16 protein-coding genes and 2 pseudogenes are annotated in these 15705 nt (G+C 40.8%); 12 read left to right on the top strand and 6 right to left on the bottom strand.

Annotation, left to right across the window (positions count from 1 at the left end):
• Positions 1 to 76: 76 nt before the first annotated feature.
• A complete protein-coding gene (locus tag TOL9009_RS0133835; RefSeq protein ID WP_084763442.1) occupies positions 77 to 649 on the bottom strand; it encodes a pentapeptide repeat-containing protein in 573 nt (190 codons plus the stop codon).
• 14 nt (positions 650 to 663) lie between these two features.
• Between TOL9009_RS0133835 and TOL9009_RS0133830 the strand changes: the two genes are divergently transcribed.
• Entirely contained in the window at positions 664 to 1140 is a 477-nt protein-coding gene (locus TOL9009_RS0133830) for a YraN family protein (protein WP_029637781.1), read from the top strand.
• 180 nt (positions 1141 to 1320) lie between these two features.
• On the opposite strand, the gene TOL9009_RS0133825 is transcribed toward TOL9009_RS0133830, so the two are convergent.
• The gene (locus tag TOL9009_RS0133825; protein ID WP_029637780.1) at positions 1321 to 1710 is read right to left on the bottom strand and encodes a hypothetical protein; all 390 of its coding nucleotides are present in this window, start codon (positions 1708 to 1710) and stop codon (positions 1321 to 1323) included.
• 234 nt (positions 1711 to 1944) lie between these two features.
• On the opposite strand from TOL9009_RS0133825, the gene queA reads away from it, so the two are divergent.
• Genes queA through TOL9009_RS48110 form a run of 4 tightly spaced genes read left to right on the top strand, consistent with a single transcriptional unit; the run spans position 1945 to position 4645 of the window.
• Positions 1945 to 3153, top strand: coding sequence for a tRNA preQ1(34) S-adenosylmethionine ribosyltransferase-isomerase QueA (queA, locus tag TOL9009_RS0133820; protein WP_186227752.1), 1209 nt, complete (start codon positions 1945 to 1947; stop codon positions 3151 to 3153).
• 11 nt (positions 3154 to 3164) lie between these two features.
• Positions 3165 to 3317: a hypothetical protein gene (locus tag TOL9009_RS48115; protein ID WP_186227751.1), complete on the top strand. Its 153-nt coding sequence runs from the start codon at positions 3165 to 3167 to the stop codon at positions 3315 to 3317.
• Positions 3318 to 3348: 31 nt separating this feature from the next.
• Entirely contained in the window at positions 3349 to 4473 is a 1125-nt protein-coding gene (locus TOL9009_RS0133815) for a tetratricopeptide repeat protein (protein ID WP_029637778.1), read from the top strand.
• Positions 4474 to 4486: 13 nt separating this feature from the next.
• Positions 4487 to 4645: a hypothetical protein gene (locus TOL9009_RS48110; protein WP_186227750.1), complete on the top strand. Its 159-nt coding sequence runs from the start codon at positions 4487 to 4489 to the stop codon at positions 4643 to 4645.
• Here the strand turns inward: TOL9009_RS48110 and TOL9009_RS0133810 are convergent.
• The gene (locus TOL9009_RS0133810) at positions 4642 to 5337 is read right to left on the bottom strand and encodes a potassium channel family protein (protein WP_029637777.1); all 696 of its coding nucleotides are present in this window, start codon (positions 5335 to 5337) and stop codon (positions 4642 to 4644) included. The two genes, TOL9009_RS48110 and TOL9009_RS0133810, sit on opposite strands and share 4 nt — an antisense overlap.
• Before the next feature lie 275 nt (positions 5338 to 5612).
• Positions 5613 to 6947: a TrkH family potassium uptake protein gene (locus tag TOL9009_RS0133805; protein WP_029637776.1), complete on the bottom strand. Its 1335-nt coding sequence runs from the start codon at positions 6945 to 6947 to the stop codon at positions 5613 to 5615.
• A gap of 195 nt (positions 6948 to 7142) precedes the next feature.
• On the opposite strand from TOL9009_RS0133805, the gene TOL9009_RS0133800 reads away from it, so the two are divergent.
• The 6 genes and pseudogenes from TOL9009_RS0133800 to coaE all read left to right on the top strand — a co-directional run bounded on the left by TOL9009_RS0133800 (position 7143) and on the right by coaE (position 12724).
• Positions 7143 to 7985 carry a methyltransferase domain-containing protein gene (locus tag TOL9009_RS0133800; RefSeq protein WP_029637775.1) on the top strand — a complete coding sequence of 281 codons (843 nt, stop codon included), beginning with the start codon at positions 7143 to 7145 and terminating at the stop codon, positions 7983 to 7985.
• A gap of 155 nt (positions 7986 to 8140) precedes the next feature.
• Positions 8141 to 9073, top strand: a complete 933-nt coding sequence (locus tag TOL9009_RS0133795) for a homogentisate phytyltransferase (RefSeq protein ID WP_029637774.1) — start codon at positions 8141 to 8143, stop codon at positions 9071 to 9073.
• Between the two features lie 4 nt (positions 9074 to 9077).
• On the top strand, positions 9078 to 9551 hold the full coding sequence (locus TOL9009_RS0133790) for a tetratricopeptide repeat protein (RefSeq protein ID WP_029637773.1): 474 nt from the start codon (positions 9078 to 9080) through the stop codon (positions 9549 to 9551).
• Positions 9552 to 9587: 36 nt separating this feature from the next.
• Entirely contained in the window at positions 9588 to 10427 is an 840-nt protein-coding gene (locus TOL9009_RS41385; protein ID WP_051503194.1) for a tetratricopeptide repeat protein, read from the top strand.
• A gap of 102 nt (positions 10428 to 10529) precedes the next feature.
• A pseudogene (gene cobA, locus TOL9009_RS44080) lies at positions 10530 to 12104 on the top strand (uroporphyrinogen-III C-methyltransferase).
• Between the two features lie 32 nt (positions 12105 to 12136).
• Positions 12137 to 12724, top strand: coding sequence for a dephospho-CoA kinase (gene coaE / locus TOL9009_RS0133770; RefSeq protein ID WP_029637770.1), 588 nt, complete (start codon positions 12137 to 12139; stop codon positions 12722 to 12724).
• Here coaE and TOL9009_RS0133765 read toward each other — a convergent pair.
• On the bottom strand, positions 12710 to 13402 hold the full coding sequence (locus TOL9009_RS0133765; protein ID WP_029637769.1) for a Uma2 family endonuclease: 693 nt from the start codon (positions 13400 to 13402) through the stop codon (positions 12710 to 12712). The two genes, coaE and TOL9009_RS0133765, sit on opposite strands and share 15 nt — an antisense overlap.
• Before the next feature lie 350 nt (positions 13403 to 13752).
• Positions 13753 to 15147, bottom strand: coding sequence for a TldD/PmbA family protein (locus TOL9009_RS0133760; RefSeq protein ID WP_029637768.1), 1395 nt, complete (start codon positions 15145 to 15147; stop codon positions 13753 to 13755).
• A gap of 151 nt (positions 15148 to 15298) precedes the next feature.
• Here TOL9009_RS0133760 and TOL9009_RS50935 point away from each other — a divergent pair.
• Positions 15299 to 15397 (top strand): annotated as a pseudogene (locus tag TOL9009_RS50935) (Rpn family recombination-promoting nuclease/putative transposase); the annotation flags it as partial.
• Positions 15398 to 15705: the final 308 nt, after the last annotated feature.

The raw sequence follows: 15705 nt of genomic DNA, 5'->3' as shown, positions 1-15705 counted from the left end.
TTTTGTTGAAACTTGTGTCCTAAAAGTAATGTGAGGATCACTTGACCCTCACGACGCACGTTACTATTAACTTTGTTTACGAACAAAACAAAGTATCGCGGGTATTCCGTCCCGTTGTGGGATTTGTACCTTTGGCAATTTTGCAAAGTTTGTTTTGCTCATCCCGACGCAGCAGTACATCAGTAAAATCTGCCCCGTCAATAATCGCACCATCAAATTTAGCGTTAGCGGCAAACGCACCTTCTAATACCGCATTTGTCAAATTCGCTTTTATCAAACGAGCTGAGTCTAGAGTCGCATTTGTGAGATCGGCACCCTCTAAATTTACCGACTCTAGATTTGCCGCAAAAAAGCTGACACCGCGTAAATTAGAATGGTTAAAGTTGCTATAGCGCAGATTAGCTTTAGTAAAGCTAGAATCTGTTAAATCACGTTTTGAGAAATCAGCTTGGATCAGAATTTCTTTGTTATATTCTAGCGCCAAAGCGTTTGGCACAAAATAGAAACATGCCGTGATGGAAACTGATAGCCAAAGCAATAAACTGAGTATGCTTGCCCAAATGTGATTTAGTGTTTTACCCTGCAACCCTAGCTGAGTTGGAGATTTGGTAAAAGCAATTGTTATGCGATCGCTACTTATAGAATTCATGCTATTTTTAACCAATGGCGAATCTTCCTTCATCTCATTATCCCGATATCGGTACTTTAGGAGAAGACTTAGTAGCGCAATGGTTACAATCCAATAGTTGGATCGTTCTCCATCGTCGCTTTTCTTGTCGTTGGGGAGAAATTGACATCATTGCCCAATTTGAGAACGGGAAAGCAGATAACTTGATGCTGGCATTTATTGAAGTCAAAACTCGCAGTTCTGGTAATTGGGATGCAGGGGGAAGAAGCGCTATCACTCGACAAAAGCAAGCAAAACTTTGGCGTACAGCGCAGATATTTTTATCAGAGTATCCTGAGAGAGCGGATTATGCTTGCCGATTTGATGTTGCTATAGTACACTGTCAGCGAATCTCAAAAAAATTGCCGGATTCGGTTATGGCTAGCTCTGAAGTTTTAGCTAATTCCTCAAATGGAGTATATCACTTAACGTTGCAAGAATACATTCCCGCAGCTTTCGATTTAAATAGCTAAATCACAATAGACACGCGAAATTGAAAATCAATGTAGAGACGTAGCAGTGCTACGTCTCTTGGCTTTGTGGTAACGCATCATAAGCATAGCGGTCGATGTCTAATAACTAATGGCTAATAGCTTTTCCCACAAGCAGCTATTAGCCACAATTATTTGCAATATTAATTTAGTAATATGGAATTACGCTAACGTTTCTGGACAGTAGCCCAGTCCCCGGACAAACTGTTGTCTAAACGCTTCAATTTCTTCTTTCTCTGGGTTTCCATGAGAAACTATTGCTACCTGATAGCGACGCATCACATCAACAGGACACTGCCCTGCTTCCAAACTCCAAAGCGCCATTTGCACTCGCATTGGTGGGTCGTAACTAATTCCTAACTCACTGAAGAAAGCTCGAAAATCGCCATCTTCTTGAGGTGTAACATTACCTTTTAGTTTTACCCTAACCACCCAGCCATCAATCTGATGAATGACGGTAACGAATGAAACAGGTGTCTGGGGTCTGCCGTGCAGGTGCTGAACCACCCTTAGAGTTAAACTGGCATTTGCCAGGTAATACAAATATTCCATCTTGGTGCTTGGGATCAAAGCCAATCATATACTTCTATATTTATAGATGACCGGACTGTTGGCTAGGGTAAAAGCCCCCGTTTTTCGATGGGGAGGTTTACCCAATTTTTATATTCTTGTTTAGGTGTTACTCAATAGTATCCATCGTAAAATTTAGGGACGAAATTAAGCGATCGCTTTTAATAAAATAAAACTATCTTTAGATAGATGCACCTCATACCCGCAGTAAGCAATATGAATTCAACTTTTAGCCAGGAAGTACAAAACATTGACTTAGATCGTTCATTAGCTGGGTATGATTATGAATTACCTCAAGAACTGATTGCTCAAAATCCAGCACTTCCTAGAGATACCTCCCGGCTTTTATTAGTAAATTCTCCTAACACAGGCAAATATTCAGCACCTTTAGACCACATATTTCGTGATTTACCGGAGCTATTACACTCAGGGGATCTGCTGGTTATGAATAATACGCGGGTTCTGCCAGCGCGGTTATATGGTCATAAATCCACTGGCGCAGAAATAGAAGTATTGTTGTTAGAAGAACGACACCACAACTGTTGGTTAGCTTTAGTCAAGCCTGGAAAACGCTTCAAAGTGGGTGCAGAGATTATTTTTGCAGCAAGGGGATTGGAGGAGTGGGGGAGTGGAGGAGTGGGGGGACAAGGGGGACAAGGGGGACAAGGAGAAATTTCTTCCTCATCCTCCCCCCCTCCCCCCATCCCCATCTCCTCTTCCCTGACTGCTACAGTTCTGGAGACGGATGAAGCAACTGGGGGACGTCTGTTGCAATTTGATTTGCCGGAGGGAGTTTCTTTAGTGGAATTGTTGGATGTGTATGGTGAAGTACCTTTGCCACCTTACATCACACAATCCAAAGCCCAAAGCGAACAATATCAAACAGTTTATGCTCAACATCCAGGAGCGATCGCAGCTCCGACAGCTGGGCTACATTTTACACCGGAATTATTGCAGCGCTTGCGCGATCGCGGCATTAATCAAGCTTTTATAACTTTGCATGTAGGCGTGGGTACCTTTCGCCCGGTGGAAGTGGAGAATGTTATTACTCACAAAATGCATGAAGAATTTATTCAAGTCCCCCCGGAAACAGTAGAGCAAATTCGCGCTACAAAAGCATCTGGCGGTCGGATTATTGCTGTGGGAACAACGGTAACGCGTGCTTTAGAAGGAGCGGCTAAATCTGGCAATTTGCAGCCATTTTCCGGCAAGACAGACTTATTTATTTATCCAGGCTATGAATGGCAAGTGGTTGATGGTTTAATTACCAATTTTCATTTGCCACGTTCTAGTTTACTGATGCTGGTGAGTGCTTTAATTGGTCGGGAAAGATTATTAAATATATATCAGCAAGCGATCGCTTCTCAATATCGCTTTTATTCCTTCGGTGATGCAATGCTCATTTTGCCAGAAGCAAGAAATTAGGGAATTGGGCATTGGGCAATGGGCAATGGGCAATGGGAATAAAAAGAAGCGATCGCGTATTTCACAAAGGGACGATGCCCCATGCCCCATGCCCCATGCCCATTGCCCGATGCCCCATGCCCGATGTTAATTTTCTCTTTGATGGTGGGTACTCTGACTTATAAGCCTTTAACAATAAGTCCAGGTATACCATTCATGTTTAAAAAATATCAACTTTGTCAGCGGTTTGTTTGCACCTCCAAAATGGTGCTGCTTTCTTCTTCTGGGTTTTTGCTGCTTATGACATCAACATTTACTTTACCAGGAAGCAAGGTGCTTGCCCAGGAAAATGTTGTCACTCAAGATTTAGAAGCAGCTAGTTATTACCAGCAGGGAGTGACGCGCTATAACCGCAATGATTTATTGAGTGCTGAATATGCCTTTCGTCAAGCGTTGCAGCGAGATCCAAATTTGGGGCTGGCACGCAATTACTTGGGTAATATTTTTTTACAACAAAATCGGTTGGAAGCAGCAGTGCAAGAGTATGCAGAAGCGATTAGGATAAATCCTAATTTGGGTGAGGCTTATTATAACCTAGCTTTAGCCTTCCAAAAACAAGGACAAAAAGAACCGGCAATTACTGCTTATCGCCAAGCGTTGGTGATAGAACCAACAATGGTTGCAGCACATTATAACTTGGGATTGGCACTCTATGAACAAGGTGAGCTAAAAGAAGCGATCGCCGAATATCAGCAAGCAATAAATCTTGATAGTAGTAATGCCAATGCATATTTTAACTTAGCGATCGCCTTACAACAGCAAGATGAAATACCCCAAGCGATCGTCGCTTATCGTCAAGCGATAAAGCTAAATCCTCAAAATGCGATCGCTTACTCTAATCTGGGCAGTCTGCTAGCAAGTGTTGGTCAAGCTTCAGAGGCTGTTACTGCTTACAAGCAAGCACTTAGTCAAAATCCGAAGAATGCTTTAGCTTATTACAACTTGGGAGTAACTTTCTACAATCAAGGCGAAATGAGCAAAGCTAATGCAGCATTTAAACGCGCTCGCAATGAATACCGCGAATTAGGCAACCTTCCAGAAGCTAATAAGGTTGAGCAACTAATGCTGCAAATTGCCGAAAAGAAAAGCCAACCTGAAGTTACTCAAACCTCAATTCCCTCGGAAACACCAAATCAACCAGAAACTTCTCCAACCGAAACACAAAGCAATCCTGGGGATGTACCAGTTTCAGTTGAACAACAGCCCATTTTACCGCCAGAAATGCCAAATCTACCAGAAACGCCTCTACAAACTCCTGCGAACGTGGGTGGGAATGGGTAATAGGTAATGGGGCATGGGGCATGGAAAGAATGCTATTAGATATAGAACGCGCATCAAAAATCGAGCCTCTTTAATTCCCAATGCCCAATGCCCAATGCCCAATGCCCAATGCCCAATGCCCAATGCCCAATGCCCAATGCCCAATGCCCAATGCCCTATTCCCATTTTTTAAATTGGCAAACGATTAATATCTTTGTTGCAGCCAATAACTACTATTGCTGAACCGCGCTCTAGATGCTTACTTGGGTCAGGATTAATGATAAATTTACCATTGTGACTCATTGCCAGCAAATTTAACCCATAGCGGTTACGAAGTTGAAGTTCGGCAATAGTTTTACCATCAAATTCATCAGGTACAATAATTTCGACAATGCTGTTATCTGGGTCAAGGTCAAATCGATCTAAGATTGAAGGCTTGGTGAGCGATCGCGCTAGCGCAGAACCTGCTTCAAACTCCGGAAATACAACATGATCTGCCCCCACACGTCGCAACAGCTTGCAGTGAACTTCACTAGAGGCTTTAGCAACTACGTGAGGTACACCACCCTCCTTGACGTTCAGTGTGGTGATAATACTTTCTTGAACGTAGTTTCCTATTGCGACAATTACCGTATCAAATTCAAAAATTCCAGCTTCTTTCAGTGCTGCGGGTTCCGTTGAGTCTAACTGCAAAGCATGACCAACTAGTTGCTCTGTCAATGCATCGGATACCCGCTTTTCATTAATATCTGTTGCCAGTACTTGGTAGCCTAGTTTATGTAGTGTGGAACATACTGAGCGACCAAAGCGACCTAAGCCAATTACGGCAAATTGGCGGTTATCGTGACGTAGACTGCGAAAAAAACCTAACGATGACAGATTCACAGATGTTTTCCTTATTTTCCCTGTCTATATCTAAGACAATAAATAGTTCTACCGAAAAAGTTGAACATTTTTATTTATTGCCTAATAAGTTACATTTTATCAGTTGGTATACATATATTTAATTAGTCATTAGTTATTAGACATCTGGTGAAAAAGAATGTAGAGACGCGTTAGCGAAGCGAGACCAAGTTCAATTTCGCGTCTCTACAAGGGTCCTGGATGACGCATATTTAATTTATGGAGATGTCTATTATTTATTCTCCTGATTTTTCTAACTAGCCCACGAGTAAATTTTCTTCGGGATAGTGAATTCTGCTGGGACGGGGGTCTCCTAATAAAGCTGACATTAGTAGTAAAACACCGACTCTTCCAATATACATTGTAATAATTAAAATGAGCTTTGCAGGTATAGTTATATTTGCGGTGATTCCTGTAGACAGACCAACTGTAGCAAACGCTGACACCACTTCAAATAAAATCTGAATAAAATCCAATTTTGGATCGGTGATGCTAATTAAAAGTGTAGAAATAATAACGGTTATTATTGAACCTATTAACACACCGACTGCTTTGAAAATTAAAGATGTTGCTATTTTACGATCGTATAATAAAACTTCTTCTTTTCCTTGAAGAATGGTTTTTGTACAACTAGTAAGAACTCGCAAAGTTGTTGTTTTAATTCCCCCTCCCGTACCACCCGGACTTGCACCAATAAACATCAATGCAATCGTAATAAACAAACCAGCATTTGTCATCTTGCCAATATCAATAGTGTTAAACCCAGCCGTTCGAGGTGTAACTGATTGAAACCAAGCAACTAATAATTGGGTGCGAAAACTGAGATTACCAAAGGTTTGAGGATTTCTGATTTCTATAGCCAAGAATACAATAGTTCCTAAGATTAAAAGTATGATTGTGGTGATTGTAGCAACTTTAAAATCTAAGGATAATACTAATCTTTCTGTTTTTTTACTCAGGCGATCGCTTAACCAAATATACATTTCTAAAATTACTTGATAACCAATTCCGCCAAAGATAATCAAGCCTGTGATGGTAAAGACTACTAAAAAAGATGACTGATACCCAATCAAGTTATCTTTAAACAAACTAAAACCGGCATTATTCCAAGCATTTATACTATGAAAAATCGCTAACCAAAGTCCTTGACTCCATCCATACTTGGGAACAAAAGCTGGTAAAAGTAAAAATGCCCCAGTAATTTCAAAAATCAAAGTTGTAGCAATGATTGAGCGAATAACTTGCGTACTACCACTCATTCCCGGTCGGTCTAAAGCTTGTTGAATCGCCATTTTATGTCGCAAATCAAACTTACGCCCAATTAGCAAAATCAGAAAAGTTGTGGTTGTCATGTAGCCTAACCCGCCAATTTGAGCTAGTAAAGCAATAAACAACTGTCCCCAAAAGGAAAAATAAGTACCAGGATCAACTACTGATAAACCTGTAACGCAAACTGCGGATGTGGAAGTAAATAATGCCACAATTAAGTCATTCCACGTACCATTGCTGGTAGAAAAAGGCATCATCAGTAAAATCGTTCCCACGGCAATTACAGCCAGAAATCCCAAACAAATTGTGCGAGCAACAGTCATATCAAGGTAAGATTTATAAATTTAAATTTTTACAACATGGATAAATAGGGCTGACCCTCCCTGAAAACAAAAATACCCTTATTTAATTAAAAACACACATGGTAGCCTACCAATATGTTTGATTAGGGATTAGGGCATTTCCCCTTTCCCCTTTTCCCCTCTTCAATTGCCCAATGCCCAATGCCCAATAAATTCATGAGTACAACACTTTACCAACAAATTCAGCAGTTTTACGATGCTTCCTCCGGTCTGTGGGAAGAAATTTGGGGCGAACATATGCACCACGGCTATTATGGTGCAGATGGAAAGCTGAAAAAAGACCGCCGTCAAGCGCAAATAGACTTAATCGAAGAAATACTCAAATGGTCGGGAGTGCAGCAAGCAGAGAATATCCTCGATGTGGGTTGTGGAATTGGTGGTAGTTCTCTGTACTTGGCAAACAAGTTTAATGCTTCGGCAACAGGGATTACTCTGAGTCCCGTGCAAGCTGCTAGAGCCACGGAACGCGCTCAAGAAGCTGGTTTGAGTGGTAGATGTCATTTCCAGGTAGCAAATGCTCAAGAAATGCCCTTTGCTGACAATTCTTTTGACTTGGTTTGGTCGCTAGAAAGTGGCGAGCATATGCCAGATAAAGCCAAGTTTATGCAAGAGTGTTATCGGGTGCTAAAACCGGGTGGAACTTTGATTATGGTGACTTGGTGTCATCGTCCGATTGATGAGTCACCGCTGAGTGAAGATGAGCAAAAGCATTTGCAGGATATTTACCGGGTGTATTGTTTGCCTTATGTGATTTCTTTGCCTGAGTATGAAGCGATCGCTCGCAAACTTCCATTACAAAATATGCACACTGCTGATTGGTCTATTGCTGTCGCCCCATTTTGGAATATAGTTATTGATTCGGCGTTCACTCCCCAAGCATTTTTCGGATTACTGCGATCGGGTTGGAGTACTATTGTTGGAGCGCTATCCCTGGGGTTAATGAGTCGTGGTTATGAACGTGGTTTAATTCGATTTGGGTTGTTATGTGGAAATAAATGAGGGAATGGGTAGTGGATAGTGGATAGTAGTTAGTAGATAGTGGTTGATGGTTAGGAGACGCGATTAATCGCGTCTGTACAATGTTAGTGGTTAGTGGGTATCAACTATCAACCATCAACTATCAACCAACAAAGTCTTTTGAATCAAAAATTATTATGGGTCATATTTCTAAACAAGGGTCTTTTAATTTTCTCGGTGGCTGGTTGTATGCTTTTTGGAAATTTTCTCGTCCACATACGATTATTGGCACTACTTTGAGTGTGTTGGGTTTGTATTTAATTACTAGCGCTACCTCATCTTCTTTTCCTAGTTTAGGTCAACTTTTTGCAGCATGGATTGCTTGTCTGTGTGGCAATGTTTATATTGTCGGCTTGAATCAATTAGAAGATGTAGAAATTGACAAAATTAATAAGCCTCATTTGCCAATAGCAGCGGGAGAATTTTCGCGCCGCACTGGACAATTAATTGTAGGTATTGCGGGGATTCTCGCACTAGTTATAGCGTGGCTGGGGGGACCATTTTTATTAGGGTTAGTAACTATTAGTTTGGGAATTGGGACGGCTTATTCTTTACCGCCAATTCGCTTAAAGCAGTTTCCTTTTTGGGCGGCTTTGTGTATTTTTAGTGTGCGCGGAGCTATTGTAAATTTGGGGCTGTTTTTGCACTTTAATTGGCTGTTGCAACGAAACCAAGGAATTCCCTCTACCGTGTGGGTTTTGACGGTGTTTATTGTGGTGTTTAGCTTTGCGATCGCTATTTTTAAAGATATCCCCGATATGGAAGGCGATCGCCTCTACAATATCAGTACTTTCACTCTCCAACTCGGTCAAAAATCTGTATTTAATTTGGCTCTTTGGGTGTTAACTGTTTGCTACGTTAGTATGATTTTAGTAGGTCTGTTACGTGTCGCAGAAGTTAATCCAGTTTTTGCCGTAATTACTCATGTTGCAGCGCTGGGTTTAATGTGGTTTCAAAGTAAGTCAGTAGACTTGCAAGATAAAAGCGCGATCGCCAAATTTTATCAATTCATCTGGAAGCTCTTTTTCGTCGAATATCTGATTTTCCCTATTGCTTGTCTTTTGGCTTAAAATCATGTTAGAAATTCCCTTAAGTACAATTTTTGCTATAGCTGTAGTCATCCTCGCTATATTCCTTTTGATTTATTTCTCTGCGAAAACTTTGATTACTTCAAATTTATTTCAAGAAGGAGTAACTCTTTATCAAAAAGAAGATTATCCAGGTGCAGAAGCCGTTTTTCGCAAAGTAATTTCGATTAACTCTACTAATGATGTGGTGCGCTTGCTGTTGGGAGATGTCTTAACTCAACAAGGTAATTTAGAATCAGCAGCAGAAATCTTTGGTGAAGTGATTAATCGCAGTCCCAAATATGCTGATGCTTACTTGCGTCTGTCTAATGTTCTCATGCAGCAAGAGAAGCGAGAGGAAGCGATAAAAAACTTGCAACTAGCTAAAGAATTATTGCAAAAACAACGACAAACCGAAAAAGTTGAGAAAATCACTCAATTATTAGATAAAATGACAGCTAGATCAAGTAAATTATCATAGATTTAGTAAAAGACAAAGTAAGCATTTAAACCAAATGTGGATATTTTAGTAAAAATGCTGAAAACAAATTTGCTGACTGCAACTATTATCGGCTTATGTTTGACAAATATTAATACTGCCTTAGGTGTGACTGTCAGCGTTGGCGAAGGAAACAAACCAAACGTATCGGATACGCTAGCACCTTTTAACAAAAACGCAGTTGCAAGCTTCTCTGAAGGTGTAAATCTTTATAAACAAGGAGATTTAAAAGGGTCGGAAGCAGCTTTTAGGAAAGCAATCGAGTTGCAACCAAATTTTGCTAAAGCTTATATTGGTTTGGGAAATACTCTTGACGATCAAGGTAAACCAACTGAAGCGATCGCACAATACAAAAAAGCAATTAGCCTAGAACCAAAAGAATCTGGAGCATACTTTAATTTGGGTTTGACTTTAGCAAGACTGAATAAGTTAGATGATGCCATCGCTCAATACCAAAAAGCAATTAGCCTTAATCCCAAATATGTATCGGCTCATTACAACTTAGCGTCAGCATTGTACGATCAAGAGAAGCTAACAGAAGCAGTCGCTGAATATACAGAAACAATTCGTCTCGATCCCAAGTATGTACAAGCTTACAACGGTTTAGGAAATGCCCTAGACGATCAAGGTAAACCAACTGAAGCGATCGCTCAATACAAAAAAGCCATCAGCCTCGATCCAAAAAATGGCTACGCCTATTATAATTTAGCAGTAACTTTGGGACGGCAACAACAGCTAGATGATGCGATCGTTGCTTTGAAAAAAGCCAAAGAATTATTTCAAATACAAAGAAACTCCAAGATGCTTGAAAAAGTTGATCAGTTATTCCAAAAAATTAACACTAGACAAATAAATTAAACTTTCTTGATTCGTAATGAGCACGGAGAGTGCTCAAATCTTAGATTTTAAGCACTCTCCGTGCTTACTACATTAGAGCACGTTCCAAATCCTCCAGAAGTCATGACTAAACAAAAAGGTAAAGTCTACCTCGTAGGTGCAGGATTAGGAGATGTAGCATACCTCACCGTCAAAGCTTATCATCTCTTAGCTCAGGCAGAAGTTTTAGTTTACGACGCTTTAATAGATGCCCAATTATTAGAATTAGTACCATCTGATTGTCTCAAATTAGATGTAGGTAAACGCGGTGGTAAACCAAGTACATCCCAAGTTGAAATTAACAACTTACTCGTCAAACATTGTCAGCAAAATCAAAAAGTTGTACGCTTAAAATCAGGCGATCCATTTATTTTTGGACGCTGTACTTCAGAAATTGAAGCTTTAAAAAAAGCAGATTGTCAGTTTGAAGTAGTACCAGGAATTTCCTCAGCTTTAGCAGCACCGTTACTTGCAGGAATTCCCCTGACAGATCCAGTTTTAAGTCGATGTTTTGCAGTATTCACAGCCCATGAACCAGAAGCTTTAGATTGGGAATCGCTATCACATTTAGAAACCCTGGTAATTTTGATGGGAGGGCGAAATCTACCTGAAATTGTACATCAATTGCTGCGGTATGGGCGATCGCATTTAACACCCATTGCCATTATCCGTTGGGCAGGCACTCCCCAAGAAAAAATTATCATCGCTCAACTTGGTAATATTCTCGAAGAAACCGCTGGAGAGTCTTTATCACCAGTGGTAATTGTCATTGGGGAAGTTGTCGGTTTACGCAGATACCTGCAATCTGAGAATATAGACTAAGACAATTCTCCGCACAAAGAAACCGTGAACAATATTCCCCCCTCCTCATCTCTCTCCCTCCTCGATAAAACAATCTTAGTTACACGTTCAGTTGGACAATCGAGTCAATTTAGCGATCGCCTGACTGAAGTTGGTGCTACTGTGATTGAAATGCCAACATTAGAAATAGTTTCCCCTTCGAGTTGGTCAGGTTTAGATAATGCGATCGCGCATTTATCCGATTTTCATTGGTTAATTCTCACTTCCACCAATGCCATAGACTACTTTTTTGAAAGGCTGAACACACAAAATATAAATAACGGTGCTTTAGCTAAAATCAAAATTGCCGTTGTCGGTGAAAAAACCGCTCAAAGTCTTAAACAAAAAAGTTTGCAACCAGACTTTATTCCCCCCAATTTTATTGCAGATTCCTTAATAGTAAACTTTCCCGAAGAACTGTCTGGAAAAAGAATATTATTTCCCAGAGTTGAAAGCGGTGGAAGAGAAGTTTTAGTGAAAGAATTCACCGCAAAAGGTGCAGAGGTAACAGAAGTTGCCGCATATCAATCTTGCTGTCCAAATAGCATCCCACCAGCGGCAGAATTAGCGTTACAAAATAAAAGCTTGGATATTATTACTTTTGCTAGTTCTAAAACTGTACAATGCTTTCATAAAATGACAACAAAACTATTTTCAGAATCAACAATAAATTATTTAGAAGGGATTTGTATTGCTTCTATTGGTCCTCAAACCTCTAAAGATTGCCGTTCTTTACTTGGACGTGTCGATGTAGAAGCTGAAGAACATACTTTAGAAGGATTAACGCAAGCATTGATAAAATGGGTGGATAGTAAGTAGTTAGTGGTTGGTTGTTAGTTGTTGGTTGTCAAATGAGTAAACGGATAATTGGTTTAACTGGAGGTATCGCTACAGGCAAAAGTACTGTTGCAAATTATTTAGCTACAGCTTATAGTTTGCCAATTTTCGATGCAGATATATATGCTAGAGATGCAGTATCTATAAATTCGCCAATTCTGCAAGCGATCGCTCAACGTTACGGTGAACAAATTTTACTTGCCGATAATAGCCTCAACCGTCCAAAATTAGGCGAAATTATCTTTACTAATCAAGCAGAACGCAGTTGGGTAGAAAATTTGATTCATCCTTACGTCCGCGATCGCTTGATTGTAGAGACGCGAAATTTCGCGTCTCTACTGGTATTTGTTGTCCCTTTACTATTTGAAGCGCAAATGACAAATTTAGTTACAGAAATTTGGGTAGTAAGCTGTTCGGAAGAACAACAATTAGCAAGATTGATGCAGCGGAATAATTTAACTTTAGAACAAGCACAAGCCAGAATTCACAGTCAAATGCCAATTACCGAAAAAGCAGCGCGTGCTGACATTATATTAGATAATAACTCTACTAAAGATGCATTGTTAAAACAGGTAGATTTGGCTTTATTAAGATTGTCGTGACAACCGCTCAACAAAAGCCTGATGTTCTGTTAAATTTAAACCTTGTTGCAACACCGCTAAAACTTTAGTCATTTCTCCCGTTAATAACGCTGTCATATCTAACCACAAACCGGGAAATATCAGACTTTTAATCACACCATTTGCATCAGCTTCTAATGTTACATACTCGTCATTTTGCAAGCTGAACCAATCAACTTTATTTTCCAAAATCTGCCAAACAATATATTCTTGCACGCCATTGCGACGGTATGCGCGTTTCTTATCATACAAGTCATTTGATGCACTACTAGCGGCAACTTCTGCCACTAACTCTGGGGCACCTTCGATGTAGTCATCTTCACTAATTTTTGCTTGTCCGCCCAATCTTTCATCTATTAATAGTAGAACATCTGGCTGTGGTTCATTATCTAAATCTAGGCGAACTGTAGCGTTATCACCTAACTCTACTCCTGGGGTGGAAACTTTGTAAGTCCATAGCCAGCCGATTAAATCACCGTGAGGTTGTCCATGACTTTTAAAACGTAATGGTGATGACACGTAGACGACTCCTTCAATTAATTCTGCTTTCTTCAGGTGCGGCATTGCTGTATAGCGGCGCTCAAATTCGTGACGGCTGAGTCTGTCGCCACTTTCTAAAGGTGGTATCTTGTTTAAGCCACGTTCTATAGAAGCTGTCATTGAAGAAGTCCTTGTTTGTGGGATGCTTTTTCTAAATAATCAAAGCTGCAAGTTTGCTTAATCTAGCCTTATTGTATTAGACATCTCCTTGAAAGAGGCAGGAGGCAGGAGGCACAATTTGAATGGGGATTCAAATCCCAACACTCATTGTAAGCGCTCCAGTTGACGGCGGGGTTTTAGACCCTTGTACACGAGCGGTCACTTTCTCGCTCTGACAGAGGGCAGTTTTCACACCAACTCCTGCCCTCTGCCTCCTGCCTTCTTTGATAAATTAATTATGCGTTGCCCGAAACCCTTCATTAGACGTAGCATTGCTACGTCTCTACGTCTTTTCTACCAGATGTCTAATATTAAGCTTCCCCTCCAACTACCACATCACGTATTCTTAAACTCGGTCCACCACAACCCACAGGTAAACCATCTTGTCCCCCTTTACCGCAACCACCGGACTCATCCCAGTAAAAATCATCACCGATCGCTTCTATATCTGCTAAAGTTTGAAAAACATTACCCGAAAGCGTTACATCCCGCACCTGTTCGGCAATTTTGCCATTTCTAATCATCCATGCTTCCGCAGCACTAAAGGTGAACATTTCTCCATTGGTCATTCCCCCCAGTAAATTCCGGGCGTATACACCCTCTTTGATACCAGTAAATAAATTTTCTACTGGCGTTGTACCCCTTTCAATCCAGGTATTCGTCATCCGCACTATTGGCGAAAAGTGATAATTGAGACAACGGGCATTACCTGTCGGCGCTTCGTCTAATTTGCCGGCGGTTTCACGAGAATGCAAACGTCCCACCAAAACGCCATCTTTAATTAGTTGCGTAGTAGTGGCAGGTGTGCCTTCGTCATCGTAAAAATAACTACCACGATGTCCCTGAGGTGCAGCACCATCAAAAATTTGCAACTCTTTTGGACCAAACCGCCGACCGATGGTCATTACTTCCAGCAAATCTGGATTTTCGTAACCCACATCTGCCTCCGAAAGATGTCCAAAGGCTTCGTGGACAAATAATCCGGTGAGAATCGGGTCAATAACTACGGTGTAAGTATTACCTTTGACTGATGGCAGAGATAAAGCAGCTACTGCCCTTTGAGCGGTACTCTTGACTTGTTCATCCAAATGTGTTAAATCTTCATAGGCTTTGCGAGAGCCGGTGGTTTCCCTGCCAGTTTGCACAGTTTCGCCGTCTTTAGCTGTAGCGGCAAAGCGCATTTCCATATCCACCCAAGATTGCTCAATTAAAGTGCCTTCGGAAGTAGCGAGGATGATTCTTTGAGCGCTGTCACCGTAGCTAACTGAAGTAGTGGTGATGCGATGGTCTACACTTTTGAGTAAATCGGTGTAGCGATCGCACAATTGTTTTTTCTCCACCAGGGAAATTTTTCGCGGGTCAGTACCTGTAAGTGGTAAAGTGCATATTGCTTGTACTATTTCTATTGGGGCAAGTATAGTTTCTTCATCACCAACCATCCGCGCTGCGGCGATCGCTTCTTCTATCCGGTCTTTAATTGTCGCTAGCTGGTTAAAACTACTTAAACCCCAACCACCTTTATAACAAGCGCGAATTTGTCCACCAATTGAAATACCAACGCTTAGGGTTTCTACTTTATCACTACGCAAGAAAATATCAGTATCTTCTGCCTCTTCCAGGCGAATCATTAAATAATCTACTCTAGATGAGTAATGGGCAATCAAGTCAGAAAGCAAATTTTGGGCATCGCTAAGTTGGGAATGCATAATATTGGTTTTGTTTAACGATCTATTTACAGATAGTGGATAATTTTTAGACTTATATATGATGCATTTTAGTCTTAGCAATAATACTTCGCCGGCGTTGTGCCGACAATACAGAGGAAATTCGCTAGTTAGTTGATGATAGCATTTGGGAATGTTCGATAACGTCTGTAAATTTCTTGCGGAAAACTTCTCTACTGACTTTGCTAGCTGGTTGTTAGGAGAACCAATTACCTTAACAGAGTTAAGTCCTTTGATTAAAAGAGTCTTACGGAGAGAGATTATGCGGGAGTCTGTAATTTATCAACACATTTGGGAAGAAGCTCAAGCCGAAGGTGAAGCCAAAGGTAGAGCCGAAGGTGTTCAAGAGGGTGTTCGGCTGGTTGCAGTAAATCTGCTCAACAGGGGAATGGCTGTGGAAGAAGTAGCGAGAGTGACTGGGTTATCACTTCAAAAGGTGGAGTTATTGCTTTCTAGTGAAGGTGAGGCATAATAACCAGAGCGATCGCCTGATTTTTTCAACTTTGAATAAAATGCGTAGACAAAGGAGCGACTTGTCCC

This window comes from [Scytonema hofmanni] UTEX 2349 (assembly GCF_000582685.1).
Taxonomy (GTDB): domain Bacteria; phylum Cyanobacteriota; class Cyanobacteriia; order Cyanobacteriales; family Nostocaceae; genus Hassallia; species Hassallia hofmanni.
Note: the sequence above shows the minus strand (reverse complement) of the source record. Positions and strands in the feature narration are given on the sequence as shown.

Bases quoted from the DNA above. Each gene is read 5' to 3' on its own strand.
- TOL9009_RS0133835 (WP_084763442.1), bottom strand. From the start codon at position 649: ATGAATTCTATAAGTAGCGATCGCATAACAATTGCTTTTACCAAATCT.
- TOL9009_RS0133830 (WP_029637781.1), top strand. From the start codon at position 664: ATGGCGAATCTTCCTTCATCTCATTATCCCGATATCGGTACTTTAGGA.
- TOL9009_RS0133825 (WP_029637780.1), bottom strand. From the start codon at position 1,710: ATGGAATATTTGTATTACCTGGCAAATGCCAGTTTAACTCTAAGGGTG.
- queA (WP_186227752.1), top strand. From the start codon at position 1,945: ATGAATTCAACTTTTAGCCAGGAAGTACAAAACATTGACTTAGATCGT.
- TOL9009_RS0133815 (WP_029637778.1), top strand. From the start codon at position 3,349: ATGTTTAAAAAATATCAACTTTGTCAGCGGTTTGTTTGCACCTCCAAA.
- TOL9009_RS48110 (WP_186227750.1), top strand. From the start codon at position 4,487: ATGGGGCATGGAAAGAATGCTATTAGATATAGAACGCGCATCAAAAAT.
- TOL9009_RS0133805 (WP_029637776.1), bottom strand. From the start codon at position 6,947: ATGACTGTTGCTCGCACAATTTGTTTGGGATTTCTGGCTGTAATTGCC.
- TOL9009_RS0133800 (WP_029637775.1), top strand. From the start codon at position 7,143: ATGAGTACAACACTTTACCAACAAATTCAGCAGTTTTACGATGCTTCC.
- TOL9009_RS0133795 (WP_029637774.1), top strand. From the start codon at position 8,141: ATGGGTCATATTTCTAAACAAGGGTCTTTTAATTTTCTCGGTGGCTGG.
- TOL9009_RS0133790 (WP_029637773.1), top strand. From the start codon at position 9,078: ATGTTAGAAATTCCCTTAAGTACAATTTTTGCTATAGCTGTAGTCATC.
- coaE (WP_029637770.1), top strand. From the start codon at position 12,137: ATGAGTAAACGGATAATTGGTTTAACTGGAGGTATCGCTACAGGCAAA.
- TOL9009_RS0133765 (WP_029637769.1), bottom strand. From the start codon at position 13,402: ATGACAGCTTCTATAGAACGTGGCTTAAACAAGATACCACCTTTAGAA.
- TOL9009_RS0133760 (WP_029637768.1), bottom strand. From the start codon at position 15,147: ATGCATTCCCAACTTAGCGATGCCCAAAATTTGCTTTCTGACTTGATT.